Origin of the sequence: Sphingomonas sp. UV9, assembly GCF_004101245.1 — a bacterium.
In the GTDB taxonomy this organism is placed as follows: Bacteria; Pseudomonadota; Alphaproteobacteria; order Sphingomonadales; family Sphingomonadaceae; genus Sphingomonas.
The window spans coordinates 738,046-752,054 of sequence record NZ_SCIN01000001.1; the positions used below are offsets into that span (position 1 = coordinate 738,046).

The 14,009-nt window shown below is 67.7% G+C and carries 8 protein-coding genes; 6 read left to right on the plus strand and 2 right to left on the minus strand.

Annotation, left to right across the window (positions count from 1 at the left end):
* The first annotated feature begins 1 nt into the window (after window position 1).
* From EQZ23_RS03105 to EQZ23_RS03115, 3 genes are read left to right on the plus strand one after another with little or no spacing between them, the layout of a single operon-like run.
* Window positions 2-880 (plus strand): SMP-30/gluconolactonase/LRE family protein, encoded by an 879-nt coding sequence (locus EQZ23_RS03105; RefSeq protein ID WP_128452979.1) that lies wholly within the window; start codon window positions 2-4, stop codon window positions 878-880.
* 51 nt (window positions 881-931) lie between these two features.
* Entirely contained in the window at window positions 932-2,341 is a 1,410-nt protein-coding gene (locus EQZ23_RS03110; protein ID WP_128453568.1) for a sugar porter family MFS transporter, read from the plus strand.
* Entirely contained in the window at window positions 2,341-3,183 is an 843-nt protein-coding gene (locus tag EQZ23_RS03115) for an aldose 1-epimerase (RefSeq protein ID WP_128452980.1), read from the plus strand. The genes EQZ23_RS03110 and EQZ23_RS03115 overlap by 1 nt, the downstream gene beginning before the upstream one ends.
* Window positions 3,184-3,326: 143 nt before the next feature.
* On the opposite strand, the gene EQZ23_RS03120 is transcribed toward EQZ23_RS03115, so the two are convergent.
* A complete protein-coding gene (locus tag EQZ23_RS03120) occupies window positions 3,327-5,105 on the minus strand; it encodes an IlvD/Edd family dehydratase (protein WP_128452981.1) in 1,779 nt (592 codons plus the stop codon).
* 64 nt (window positions 5,106-5,169) lie between these two features.
* Window positions 5,170-6,261 (minus strand): LacI family DNA-binding transcriptional regulator, encoded by a 1,092-nt coding sequence (locus EQZ23_RS03125; RefSeq protein WP_128452982.1) that lies wholly within the window; start codon window positions 6,259-6,261, stop codon window positions 5,170-5,172.
* A gap of 197 nt (window positions 6,262-6,458) precedes the next feature.
* Between EQZ23_RS03125 and EQZ23_RS03130 the strand changes: the two genes are divergently transcribed.
* From EQZ23_RS03130 to EQZ23_RS03140, 3 genes are all read left to right on the plus strand, one after another.
* Window positions 6,459-8,975, plus strand: a complete 2,517-nt coding sequence (locus tag EQZ23_RS03130; RefSeq protein WP_128452983.1) for a glycoside hydrolase family 3 protein — start codon at window positions 6,459-6,461, stop codon at window positions 8,973-8,975.
* A 14-nt stretch (window positions 8,976-8,989) separates the two neighbouring features.
* The gene (locus EQZ23_RS03135; RefSeq protein ID WP_128452984.1) at window positions 8,990-10,543 is read left to right on the plus strand and encodes an aldehyde dehydrogenase (NADP(+)); all 1,554 of its coding nucleotides are present in this window, start codon (window positions 8,990-8,992) and stop codon (window positions 10,541-10,543) included.
* Between the two features lie 210 nt (window positions 10,544-10,753).
* Entirely contained in the window at window positions 10,754-13,894 is a 3,141-nt protein-coding gene (locus tag EQZ23_RS03140; RefSeq protein WP_128452985.1) for a PAS domain-containing protein, read from the plus strand.
* The last annotated feature ends 115 nt before the right edge of the window (window positions 13,895-14,009 follow it).

Below are 14,009 nucleotides of genomic sequence, written 5' to 3' on the forward strand. Positions count from 1 at the left end.
GATGCCCTGCGAAAATCAGGCCGAAAGCATCTGCGAGGTCGGCGCGACGCTTGGGGAAGGTCCGATCTGGATCGAGCGCGACGCCGCCTTGTGGTTCGTCGATATCAAGGCGCCGTGCGTGTACCGCTTCGATCCCGAGACCGGCACGCTCGATCGCTGGGACGCGCCCGACCAGACCGGCTGGGTGATTCCCGCCGACGATGGCGGTTTCCTGGCGGGCGTGCGTGGCGGCCTGCACCGGTTCGATCCGGCGACCGGCGCGTTCGAGCATCTCGCCGCCGTCCACCCCGAGACTCCCGGCAATCGCCTGAACGACGCCGCGCGCGATGCCGCGGGCCGCGTCTGGTTCGGGACGATGGATAACGCCGAATTCGACGAGACCGGTCACGTCTATCACTGGCACCAGGGCGCGCTGACCAAGACCGACATCCCGCCGGTCGCGATCACGAACGGCCCGGCGATCGCGCCCGATGGCCGCACGCTCTACGCGGTCGACACACTCGGCAAACGGATCGATGCGTATCCAGTCCACGCCGACGGCACGCTCGGTATGCCGCGCGTCTTCCTGACGGTCGGCGCCGGTGACGGCCATCCCGACGGCGCGATCTGCGACTCCGAGGGCGGCGTCTGGGTCGGGTTCTTCGGCGGCTGGGCGGCGCGCCGCTACGCACCCGACGGCAGCCTGACCGATATCGTCCGCTTTCCTGTCGCGAACATCACCAAGATCGCGCTCGGCGGCCCCGATGGCCGCACCGCCTATGCGACGACCGCGGCCAAGGGCCTCGACGACGCCGCCCGTGCCGCTCAACCGCTCGCCGGCAATCTGTTCACCTTCCGCGTCGCCATTCCCGGCGTGCCCGTCGAACCCGTCACCCTATAAATTGCCAACGATGCCGCCAGAGCATCGTCCCGGAGAGGAAAACAAATGACCATTGCGGCAGATTCCGGCCAACATGTGAACCGAGCGCTCATCGCGATGATCGTCATCGTCGCGACGATCGGCGGGTTCATGTTCGGATACGATTCGGGCGTCATCAACGGCACGCAGGCGGGGCTCGAAAGCACGTTCGCGCTGTCGTCGCTCGGCACCGGCTTCACCGTCGGCGCGATCCTGATCGGCTCTTCGGTCGGCGCATTCATGGCCGGCAGGCTCGCCGACAATCTAGGCCGCCGCAACGTGATGATGATCGCCGCGGTGCTGTTCATCGTCAGCGCGCTTGGCGCGGGTGCGGCAACCTCGGCGACGATGTTCGTGATCGCGCGCATCATCGGCGGGCTCGGCATCGGTGCCGCCAGCGTGCTCGCGCCGGTCTACATTTCCGAAGTCGTGCCCGCGAACGTCCGTGGTCGGCTGTCGAGCGTGCAGCAGATCATGATCATCACCGGCCTGACCGGTGCGTTCGTCGCCAACTGGTATCTCGCGCGCATCGCCGGCTCGTCGACCGCCTTGTTCTGGCTCGACTATCCGGCGTGGCGCTGGATGTTCTGGATGCAGGTCATCCCCGCCGCGATCTATCTGGTGACGCTGTTCCTGATCCCCGAAAGCCCGCGCTTCCTGGTGCTCAAGGGGCGTTACGACGAAGCCGAAACCGTCCTCACCCGCCTGTTCGGAGCCACCGAAGCCAAGCGGAAAGTCGCCGAGATCCGCGGTTCGCTGTCGGCCGACGCGCATCGTCCGAAGCTGTCCGACCTGATCGACAAGGCCAGCGGCAAGATCCGCCCGATCGTCTGGACCGGCATCGGCCTCGCGATCTTCCAGCAGTTCGTCGGCATCAACATCGTGTTCTATTACGGCTCGGTGCTGTGGCAGTCGGTCGGCTTCAGCGAGAGCGATGCGTTGCTCATCAACATCCTGTCGGGCTCGCTGTCGATCATCGCCTGCCTGCTCACCGTCGCGCTGGTCGACAAGGTTGGGCGCAAGCCGCTGCTGCTGATCGGGTCGGCCGGCATGACCGTCACGCTCGCGATCGTCGGCATCTGCTTCGCCAGCGGCGCGATCGTCGAGGGTTCGCTGCGGCTGTCCGACCAGAACGGCCTGATCGCGCTGATCGCCGCCAATGCGTACGTCGTGTTCTTCAACCTGAGCTGGGGCCCGATCATGTGGGTGATGCTCGGCGAGATGTTCCCGACGCAGATCCGCGGGTCGGGGCTTGCGGTGGCGGGCTTCGCGCAGTGGTTCGCCAACTTCGCGATCTCGGTCAGCTTCCCGTCGATGGCGATTTCGCTCGGCCTGTCGCTGACCTACGGCTTCTACGCGCTGTCGGCGTTCGTCTCGTTCTTCTTCGTGTGGAAGATGGTCTCCGAGACGCGCGGTCGCGAACTCGAGGACATGGAGGGCTGATGCTGCATCTGGAAGCCGGGGACTGGCGGCTCGCGCTCCAGCCGGACCTGGGCGGGACGATCGCCGCCCTCACCTATCAGGGCCGCGATGTGTTGCGCCCGACGCCGGTGGGCGCGACCAACCCGCTGGAGACCGCGTGCTTCCCGCTGGTGCCGTATGCCAACCGCATCGCTGGCGGTCGGTTCGTGTTTGCGGGGGAGTCGTATGTGCTCCCGCGCAACATGGAGGGGCAGGATCATCCGCTCCACGGCGTCGGCTGGCTGCGCGGCTGGGCGGTGGAGGCGTCGGAGGCGGGCTCGGCGGTGCTGGTCCATACGCACGAGGCGGATGCGAACTGGCCTTGGTCCTACCGCGCCGAGCAGCATGTTACGATGGACGAGTCCGGGCTGCGCGTGTCGCTTTCAGTGCGGAACGACAGCGACCGGGCGATGCCGGCGGGGCTTGGGTTCCATCCGTATTTTCCCGCTGGCGAGGATACGCGGCTGCGCTTCGACGCGGGATCCGTGTGGCTGGCCGACGACGCGATGCTACCGACCGAGCGGACCGGGGCGACGCACTTCGCGGATTGGTCGGAGGGCGATACGGTCGTGCGGTCGTCGCTGATCGACAACGCCTATGAAGGCTGGAGCAAAGTCGCGACGATCGCGACGCGCGACGACACGATTGTGCTGACCGGCGAGGGCACGCCCTATCTCCACGTCTTCACGCCGCCGGGCCTCGGCTTCGTCTGCGCCGAACCGGTGAGCGACATGCCGAACGCACTGAACCTGGCGGACCCGACGATCCTGGCGCATGGCGAGACGCGGACGATCGCGATGTCGGTGACGATCGTTCGGCCTTAGTCCGCACCGTCTCCACCTAAACCGTCACACGAACGAAATCAGGACAGAGTAGCTGGGCACGGCGCGTGTGGCTCTGGATCCTGGGTCGAGTCCAGGATGACGGAGGAGAGGACGTCGCACATTGCGCGCGCCCCCTCCAAACCTCAGTGGTTATGCCGGGGGGTTTTCGCTGAAATTCCGCGATACTTTACCGCGAAGTCGAGGACGCCGCCTTCGGCCAGCTGTCCGGTCTTCTCGCGGTAGAGTTCCTCCCACGGCGTGTTGCTCTGCGGTACGGGCGGGAGCCCCTCGCCCCGCCGCCGCGCGATCTCTTCGTCGGACACCAGCGCGTCGCAGGTGCCCGCGATCAGGTCGATCCGCACCACGTCACCCGTGCGGATCCACGACAGGCCGCCGCCGACCGCACTCTCCGGCGACACGTTCAGGATCGACGGACTGTCCGACGTCCCCGACTGCCGCCCGTCACCGAGCGTCGGCAGCGCGAGCACGCCGCGCTGGATCAGCGCGTCGGGTGGCTGCATGTTGACGACTTCCGCCGAGCCCGGCCAGCCGATCGGCCCCGCCCCGCGGATGACGAGGATACAGCCCTCGTCGATCTCCAGCGCGGGATCGTTGATCCGGTGGTGGTAATCGTCCGAGCCCTCGAACACGATCGCCCGCGCCTCGAACCGGTCCTCGGCGCCCGGCGTCGACAGATAGCGTTCGCGGAACGCCGGCGAGATCACCGACGTCTTCATGATCCCGAAATCGAACAGGTTGCCCTTGAGCACCAGGAACCCGGCGCGCTCCATCATCGGCGCGTCGAACGGCTTGATCATCTCGCGGTCGCGCGTCTCGCGGCCGGCGATGTTCTCGCCGATCGACCGCCCCGTTACCGTCTGGCAGCTGGTGTCGAGCTTCCCGCCCGCGATCAGTTCGTGGAGCACGGCCGGCACGCCGCCTGCCCGGTGGAAGCGTTCGCCGAGATACTTGCCCGCCGGCTGCATGTTGACCAGCAGCGGCAGATCGTAACCGTGATCCGACCAGTCCTCCGGGTAGAGCGTCACGCCGGCATGTTGCGCCATCGCCATGATATGCGGTTGCGCGTTGCTCGACCCGCCGATCGCACTGACCACGCGGATCGCGTTCAGGAAACTCTCGCGCGTCAGGATCTTGGACGGGCGAAGATCCTCATACGCCATCTCGACGATCCGCCGGCCGGTCTCGTACGCCATCTGCCCGCGCTCGCGGTACGGCGCCGGGATCGCCGCGCAGCCGGTCAGCGAAAGCCCCAAGGCCTCGGCAACCGCGTTCATCGTCGAGGCCGTCCCCATCGTGTTGCAATGCCCGGCCGACGGCGCGCTGTCGGTGGCGCGGTTGAGGAATTCCTCCTCGTCGATCTCGCCCGCCGCCAGCTTCCGCCGGCTGCGCCAGATCACGGTGCCCGAGCCGACCAGCTCACCATCATGCCAGCCGTCGAGCATGGGCCCGCCCGACAGCACGATCGCCGGGATGTCGACGGTCGACGCCGCCATGATCCCCGACGGCGTGGTCTTGTCGCACCCGGTAGTCAGCACGACCGCGTCGATCGGATAGCCGTACAGCGTCTCGACCAGCCCAAGATACGCGAGATTGCGATCGAGCGCGGCGGTCGGCCGGCGGCAATTCTCGAAAATCGGATGGACCGGAAACTCCATCGCGATGCCGCCGGCGTCACGGATGCCGTCGCGGGTCCGCTTGGCGAGTTCGAGATGGATGCGGTTGCACGGCGACAGGTCGCTGCCCGACTGGGCGATGCCGATGATCGGCCGCCCCGAACGCAGCTCCGCCGGGGTCAGCCCGTAATTCATGAAGCGTTCGAGGTAGAGCGCGGTCATGTCCGAGCGGGCGGGATCGGCGAACCAGTCGCGCGATCGGAACGGCTTCACCGGTACACGGTCCACTGCAAACTCTCCTGAACGCGACGATTTATCTTGTGGGAGCGCTACCTTGGCAGGCGGGGCTCGGTCAAGCGCGGACGCGTGAGGGCGGCCGTCGCCGTGGGGCCGCATCCGACTGGCGTCGTACCAGCGTGTAGTCGAGCACGACGTGCCGGTTGGCGTCCTTGCCGCCGCCGCGCCGATGCACGATCGCCGAGACGAGCAGGTCGACCGCGGCGCGCGACATGTCGGCGATCGGCTGATGGATGGTCGTCAGTTCGGGCCAGATCGTCGTCGCCAGTGCGCTGTCGTCGAACCCGCACACCGTCAGGTCGCCCGGCACGTCGAGCCCGCGCCGATGCGCGACCGCGACGCTCGCGGCCGCCATGTCGTCGTTGCTCGCGAAGATCGCCGAGGGTGGATCCTTCGCGTCGAGCAACTGCTCCGCCGCATCGAGGCCCGATCGATAGGTGAACAGGCCGCCGACGATCAGCGAGGGATCCTCGGCCAGCCCCGCATCCGCGATCGCCGCGAGATAGCCCTCGTGGCGCTGGCGGCTGGCGGTCTGGTTCGGGTTGCCGATGATGAAGCCGACGCGCGCATGGCCGAGCCCGATCAGATGCCGGGTCATCGCCCGCGCCGCCTCGAAATCGTCGATCGTCACCGCCGCGGTATCGGCGGGGGGCGAGCCGGTCGCGACGACCACGGTCGGCACGCCGGCGGCGATCAGCACGTCCAGCACGCCCCGCGAGTCGCATAGCGGCGGCGGCAGGATCACGCCGTCGACACCGCTGCGGATCATGTGTTCGGCCACCTCGATCTCGTGATCGCCGATGTCGCATTTCTCGACGACCAGCTGCACGTCGCTGCGGCTCGCCTGTTCGAGGCTGCCGACGAGGAACTCGCTGAGATAGGCCGAGCTGGGATTGCTGTAGAGCAGGCCGATCCGCATCTGCCCGCCGCCCGCCAGGCTGCGCGCGGCGCGGTTGGGCGCGTAATGCAGCGTCGCGATCGCGGCGTTGACCGTCTCGCGCGTCGCATCGCGGACCTTGGCCTCGCCGTTGATGACGCGCGAGACGGTCATCGGCGATACGCCGGCGAGCGTCGCCACATCGGATATCGTCGGTGCGCCGCTCCGGCGTCCGGTTGCGGTGCGCGGCTTGCGCGGTTCTGTCCCCATGCCGGATGTTTAGCAGGGGATTACGACAGAATCAGCCTGCAATCGTTGTCCCGTGATTTTGTCTGCCCGGGGTCTGCCCAAGATCGACATCTGCCGGACCCGGACTTGCGTGTTACCGCTCCCAACATTAGTCGTATATAACGTCCAAGCGTCCCGGCGTGGATACGGGACAGGACGGTCCAGGGGAGGATAAGCGGATGAAGACGGATCTGGTACGCGGGCTTCTGCTCGCGAGCGCGCCGCTAGCAATTCCGGTTGCGGTGATCGCGCAGACCTCCCCCGTCGTCGCACCGAAAGCCAAGGCCGATTCAAATGCTCTGGCCGATTCAAAAGCTGGGCCCGGCTCGGCGGTCGGCGTCGCGCATCCCACGCTGTGGCCGAAGGCGCAGAGCCCGGGCCTGATCGATCCCCGGACCGAAAAGTTCGTTACCGACCTGATGGCGAAGATGACGCTTCGCGAGAAGGTCGGCCAGATGATCCAGGGCGATATCGGCGCGATCACGCCCGAGGATCTGCGTAAATATCCGCTCGGCAGCGTGCTGGCCGGCGGCAGTTCCGCGCCGATCGGCGCCAAGGACCGCGCGCCCGCCCCTGCCTGGATTGCGACGGCGCGCGCGTTCAACGCGGTCGCGATGACCGCCCGGCCCGGCCATGTCGCGATCCCGCTGATGTTCGGCGTCGATGCGGTCCACGGCAACAACAACGTCGTCGGCGCGACGCTATTCCCGCACAACAGCGCGCTCGGGGCCGCGCACGATCCCGATCTGATCCGCCGGATCGGTGCCGCCACCGCGCAGGAGACCGCCGCCGCCGGGATCGACTGGGCGTTCGGCCCGACGCTGGCGGTGCCGCAGGACGATCGCTGGGGTCGTACGTACGAGGGCTATTCGGAGGATCCTGCGATCGTGCGCAGCTATGCCGGCGCGATGATCGAGGGGCTTCAGGGGAAGATGGGGACGGGCACGATCCAGACCGGGCACGTCGCGGCGAGCGCCAAGCATTTCCTGGGCGACGGCGGGACCAAAGGTGGGCTCGACCAGGGCGATGCCGACGTCTCGGAGCAGACGCTGATCGACGTTCACGCGGCCGGATATCCAGCCGCGATCGATGCCGGCGCACTGACCGTCATGGCCTCGTTCAGCAGCTGGCAGGGCCAGAAGATGCACGGCAACAAGAGCCTGCTGACGGACGTGCTGAAGGGGCGGATGGGGTTCGACGGCTTCATCGTCGGCGACTGGAACGGCCATGGCCAGATCCCCGGCTGTACCAACACCGATTGCCCGGCGACGTTCAACGCCGGGCTCGACATGGCGATGGCACCGGACAGCTGGAAGGGCCTGTTCGACACGACGCTCGCCGCCGCGGAGAAGGGCACAATCCCGATGGCGCGGATCGACGACGCTGTCCGCCGCATCCTCCGCGTGAAGGTGAAGATGGGACTGTTCGACGCCGCGCGTCCCTATGAGAGCAAACCCGGCACGATCGGCGCGCCCGAGCACCGTGCCCTGGCCCGCGAGGCGGTCGCCAAGACGCTGGTGCTGCTGAAGAACCAGGGCGTCCTGCCGATCAAGGCGAGCGCCAACATCCTCGTCGCGGGCGACGCCGCGGACGATATCGGGCGCCAATCGGGCGGCTGGACGCTGAGCTGGCAGGGCGACGGCAACACCAATGCCGACTTCCCCAACGCGCAGTCGATCTATGCGGGCATCGCGGCAGTGATGAAGGCCGGCGGCGGCAGCGCCACGCTCAGCGCCGATGGCAGCTTTACCAAAAAGCCCGATGCGGCGATCGTCGTGTTCGGCGAACAGCCCTATGCCGAGATGCGCGGCGACTTGCGCACGCTCGAATTCCAGCCCGGCGAGAAGCAGGCGCTTGCGTTGCTGAAGACACTCAAGGCGGCGGGCATTCCGACCGTCTCGGTCTTCCTGTCGGGGCGGCCGATGTGGGTGAACCCCGAACTCAACGCCTCGGATGCGTTTGTCGGCGCATGGTTCCCCGGTACCGAGGGTGGCGGCATCGCCGACGTGCTGATCGGGACGCCCGACGGCACGCCGCGCAAGGATTTCGCCGGTCGCCTGTCGTATAGCTGGCCCAAGACCGCGGGGCAGTTCGTGCTGAACAAGGGCCAGCCTGGCTACGATCCGCTGTTCGCGCTCGGCTATGGCCTCAGCTACGCGAAGGGCGGCAGCGTCGGTACGCTCGGCGAAGTCTCCGGCGTCGACGCGAGCCTCGCCAATACCAGCCTGTTCTACAGCCGCGGCAAGGTGCCGGCGCCGTTTGCGTTGAAGGCGGATGCCGGAATCGTGCAAGCGCCGGTCGACGGCCCGCAGACGCAGGAAGGCGCACTATCTCTGACTTGGCCGAAGCAGGCCACCGCGACTGTCAGGATCGCCGGGCCGACGCTCGACCTGTCGCGGGAGACCAACGCCGATCTGGTGTTGCAGCTCACCTACCGCGTGACGCAGCCTGCGACGGGCCCGGTAACGCTTGCGATGGGCAGCGGCGGTACCGGCGTTACCGTCACATCCTTGTTCAAAACCGCGGGTACGGACTGGAAGACGGTCCGCGTCACGCTTAAATGCTTTCGTAGCCACGGCGCCGACATGACGAAGGTCGCCGCGCCGTTCGCGATGACGGCGACCGGACCGTTGGGCTTCGCGCTCGCGGACCTGAGAATTGCGACCGACCCTGCGGGTGCGGTCTGCCCTGATTGATTTGGAGAACTGACATGGACGGCACCTTCCCGATCGGCGCGCGCGCCGTTGACAGCGACATCACGTTCCTGGCGATCGACCCGTCGACCGACGCGAAGATCGAGCCCGCCTTCGCGGTGTCGAGCGAGGCAGACGTCGCCGACGCCTGCAAGCTGGCTGAAGCCGCGTTCGACACCTTCCGCGAGATCGATCCGGAAGCCCGCGCGGTCTTCCTCGAGACGATCGCCGACGAGATCGAGGCGATCCACGAGCCGCTCGTCGCGCGCGCGATCCAGGAGAGCGGCCTGCCCCGCCCTCGCCTGGAGGGTGAGCGCGGTCGTACCACCGGCCAGCTTCGGTTGTTCGCCAAGCATCTGCGCGCCGGCACCTGGGCGTCGGTGGTGATCGACCAGGCGCAGCCCGAGCGCAAGCCGATGCCGCGCTCCGACCTGCGCCAGCGCCGGATCGCGGTCGGCCCGGTCGCGGTGTTCGGTGCGTCGAACTTCCCGCTCGCCTTCTCGGTCGCGGGCGGCGACACCGCCTCCGCGCTTGCCGCCGGTTGCCCGGTCGTGGTGAAGGGGCATCCCGCGCATCCCGGCACGTCGGTGATGGTCGGCAAGGCGGTCCAGGCCGCGGTCGCCAAATGCGGTCTTCCCGAGGGCGTCTTCTCGCTCGTCCAGGGTCCCGCCAACGAACTCGGCGCGGCGCTCGTCACCGATCCGCGGATCAAGGCGGTCGGCTTCACCGGGTCGCGTGGCGGTGGGCTCGCGCTTGTCGCGCTCGCCGCGGCACGTGCCGAGCCGATCCCCGTCTATGCCGAAATGAGCAGCATCAACCCGGTGATCCTGTTCCCGGCGGCCCTGGCGGCGCGCGGCGAAGCGCTCGGCAAGGCGTATGTCGGGTCGCTGACGATGGGCTCGGGGCAGTTCTGCACCAACCCCGGCATCGTCGTCGCGGTAGACGGTCCCGACCTCGACACCTTTGTCGACGCCGCTGCCGCCGCGCTCGGTGAAGCCGCGCCGCAGGTCATGCTCACCCCCGGCATCCACGCCAGCTACGACAAGGGCGTCGCGGCGCTGGCCGGCAACAGGGCGGTCGAAACGCTCGCCCGCGGCACGGAGGCCGAGGGTGCAAACCGCGGTCGTGCGGCGCTGTTCTCGACCACGGGCAAGGCGTTCGTCGCTGACCCTGCGCTGTCGGACGAAGTGTTCGGCGCAGCCTCGATCATCGTCCGCTGTGGCGACCTCGCCGAAGTCCATAGCGTCCTCGAGAAGATCGAGGGCCAGCTGACCATCACGCTGCAGATCGACGAGGGCGATTACGCCGACGCCGCCGTGCTGCTGCCCGTGCTGGAGCGCAAGGCCGGCCGCATTCTCGCCAATGGCTGGCCGACCGGCGTCGAAGTCGCCCCGGCGATGGTCCATGGCGGTCCGTTCCCGGCGACGTCGGATCCGCGCACGACCTCGGTCGGCACCGCGGCGATCGAGCGCTTCCTGCGTCCGGTCTGCTACCAGGACCTGCCCGATGCGCTGCTCCCCAAGGCGGTCAAGCACGGCAACCCACTGGGCCTGCCGCGTACCGAAGGCTGACTCCAGTAAACGACAAGGTGGCGGGAGCCGGTCGGTGGAAATCGCCGGACGCCCCCCGCCCCCGTGTTCTCCCATCTCAGCCCATCGGCCACCACCCCGGCGAAGGCGGGGGTGGTTTGGGAGTTTTGGCGGCATGTAACCTGCAACCCCCAATCCCCCTAACCACGCGTATTCATTGACACGCGGGCCCCACAAACCCACTAGTCCGGGATGACAAATCCAGGCTCGTCGCTCCTCTCGTCGCGCACCGTCTCCCTGCCCTCCGACCTCGGCAGCTACATCGACGAACTCGCCGCCGCCGGCCACGGCGATGCCACCGCGATCGTCCGTACCGCACTTGAACAGATGCGCGCGCATGACGCTCTGCAGAAGCCAACCGAAATCCTGATCGGCGGCGGCGAATGCGGCACGCTCGTCCGCCAGCGCGACTGGGCTGCGACGTCGCTCGGCCCGATCGACTCGTGGCCCGCCGAACTGCGCGTCACGCTCGCCAATATCCTCAACTCCCCGGTCGCCAAGGTCGTGATGTGGGGGCCCGAGCACATCATGCTCTACAACGACAGCTATCGCGCGGTGGCCGGCGATCGCCACCCCGCCGCGCTCGGCAGCCCGGTCGGCACGGCGTTTCCCGAAGTCTGGGACTGGAACCGCACCGTCCTCGACGCCGCCTCGCGCGGCGAGACCGTCGCCTATCGCGACCAGCCGATCCTGTTCCAGCGCAACGACGGTCCCGAACTGCTGACGCTCGACCTGTTCTACACCCCCGTCTACTGCGCCGGCGGTACGGTCAGCGGCGTCCTGTGCACGATGGTCGACAATAGCGGCCGGGTCGAAGCCGAGCACCGCCTCGCCGCCAGCGAAGCCGAACTGCGCCGCGTCACCGACGCCGTGCCGATGCTGATCGCGTATATCGACCGCGACCATGTCTATCGCCTCGCCAACGCGCAGTACGAGGAGTGGCTCGGCGTCGCGCCCGAGGCGATGATTGGCAAGCCCGTCCGCGACGTGCTGGGCGACACGGTCTATCAGGATCGCTGCCCCTCGTTCGATCGCGCGCTGGCGGGCGAGAGCTTCATCGCGCAGACCGTCTTCCCGCACCGCGACGGCCGCCCCCGCCGCGCCGAATTCCGCTATGTGCCGCACACCGCCGCGGATGGTTCGATTCCCGGCATCTATGTGCTCGGCATCGACGTCGAGGACCGCGCCGAACGCGAGGCCGAACTCGGCATCAGCAACAGCCGTTTCCGCACCGCGATGGACGCGGTCCACGGCGTGCTCTGGACCAACAGCCCCGACGGCCGGATGATCGGCGAGCAACCCGGCTGGGCGACGCTCACCGGCCAGTCGATCGACGAATACCGGAATTTCGGCTGGGCCGACGCGATCCACCCCGATGACGTCGCCTCGACGATCAAGGCCTGGACCGCCGCCGTCCTCAGCAAGTCGATGTTCGTGTTCGAACACCGCGTCCGCCGGCATTGCGGCACGTGGCGCGCGTTTGCGGTGCGCGGCCTGCCGATCCTCGACGAGGCCGGCGAGGTCATAGAATGGGTCGGCGTCCACACTGACATCACCCACCAGCGCGCCGCGGAAGCCGCGCTGCGCAAACAGGCCGAGGCGCTCGCCCGCCAGGTCCGCCACCGCGAACGCGCCGAGGACCAGCTCCGCCAGCTCAACGAAACGCTCGAAGCCCGCGTCATCCGCGAGATCGACGAGCGTCGCCAGGCCGAGGCCAAGCTCGCCCAGTCGCAGAAGATGGAAACGGTCGGCAAGCTGACCGGCGGCGTCGCGCATGATTTCAACAACCTGCTCCAGGTCGTTTCGGGCAATCTCCAGCTGCTCGGCAAGAACCTCGAGGGCAACGCGCGCGCGGAGCGCTGGGTCGCCAACGCGATGGCCGGCGTCACGCGCGGATCGAAGCTCGCGGCCCAACTGCTCGCGTTCGGGCGTCGCCAGGCGCTCGAACCGAAGGTCGTCAACGTCACGCGGTTCGTGCGCGGGATGGACGACATGCTGCGGCGCGCGATCGGCGAAGGCGTCGAGATCGAGACCGTGGTCGGCGGTGGCCTGTGGAACACCTTCATCGACCCCGCGCAGATCGAGAACGCATTGCTCAACCTCGCGATCAACGCGCGCGATGCGATGGAGGGCCAGGGCAAGCTGACGATCGAACTCGGCAACGCGCATCTCGACGACAGTTATGCGCAGGGCCATGACGAGGTCGAGGCCGGGCAATATGTCATGCTCGCGGTGTCCGACACCGGCACCGGCATGAGCCCGGAGATTATCGAAAAGGTCTTCGAACCGTTCTTCTCGACCAAGAGCGAGGGCAAGGGTTCGGGGCTCGGCCTGTCGATGGTCTATGGCTTCGTCAAACAATCCGGCGGTCATGTGAAGATCTATTCCGAGGTCGGCGAAGGCACCACGATCAAGCTCTATCTGCCGCGCGCGATGGAGAGCGAGGACTTCGAGGTCGTCGCCGATGCCAGCCCGATTGCTGGCGGCACCGAGACCGTGCTGGTCGTCGAGGACGATGACGAGGTTCGTAGCACCGTCGTCGAACTGCTCACCGATCTCGGCTACAGCGTGCTAAAGGCGGTCGACGCTGCGAGCGCGCTGAACGTCATCGAGAGCGGCGTACCGATCGACATGCTGTTCACGGACGTGGTGATGCCCGGCACGCTGAAAAGCCCCGAACTCGCGCGGAAAGCCAAAGAACGGCTGCCCGATATCGCGGTGCTATTCACCTCGGGCTATACCGAGAACTCGATCGTCCATGGCGGCAAGCTCGATGCGGGGCTCGAATTGCTGTCCAAGCCCTACACGCGCGAGGCCTTGGCGCGGAAATTCCGTCAGGTGCTCGCCAACCGCCAGCGTGCGGGCAGCCCCGCCGCGAAGGCCGCGCGCGATGCCCGGATCGATGCCGATCGTCGCCTCGACGCCCCTGCCCGCCGCACCGTGCTGCTGGTCGAGGACGACGCGATGATCCGCGCCAACACCGCCGAGATGCTGCAGGGCAGCGGCTTCGTGGTGGTCGACGCGGCGAGCGCGGAGGACGCGATGACCGCGCTGCAGACCGTGCCGATCGACGCGCTGGTGACCGACGTGAACCTGCCGGGCATATCCGGCCCCGACTTCGCGCGGACGGCGCGGGCGTTGCGGCCGGGCGTCGGCATCGTCTTCGCGACCGGGGATACGGCGTCGGTCGCGGACCAAACCGATGCGATCATGCTGGAGAAGCCGTACGGGCTGGAAGCGCTGGCGGCCGCGGTGCTGGCATCGCTAGGTGAAACGACATTGGCGGATCCGCTTGCGGCTGACGTCGCAGACCGGGTGACCGAAGCGGACTGACTGAGCCGAGCGTAATACCCTCACTGTTCCCCCCGCGAAGGCGGGGGCCCAGGACTACTCGGCGGACCGCTCGTGGTTCCTGGACCCCCGCGCTCGCGGGAGAACAATATTGGTC

Coding starts and splice junctions, on each gene's coding strand:
- EQZ23_RS03105 (WP_128452979.1), top strand. CDS start 2: ATGCCCTGCGAAAATCAGGCCGAAAGCATCTGCGAGGTCGGCGCGACG.
- EQZ23_RS03115 (WP_128452980.1), top strand. CDS start 2,341: ATGCTGCATCTGGAAGCCGGGGACTGGCGGCTCGCGCTCCAGCCGGAC.
- EQZ23_RS03125 (WP_128452982.1), bottom strand. CDS start 6,261: ATGGGGACAGAACCGCGCAAGCCGCGCACCGCAACCGGACGCCGGAGC.
- EQZ23_RS03130 (WP_128452983.1), top strand. CDS start 6,459: ATGAAGACGGATCTGGTACGCGGGCTTCTGCTCGCGAGCGCGCCGCTA.
- EQZ23_RS03135 (WP_128452984.1), top strand. CDS start 8,990: ATGGACGGCACCTTCCCGATCGGCGCGCGCGCCGTTGACAGCGACATC.
- EQZ23_RS03140 (WP_128452985.1), top strand. CDS start 10,754: ATGACAAATCCAGGCTCGTCGCTCCTCTCGTCGCGCACCGTCTCCCTG.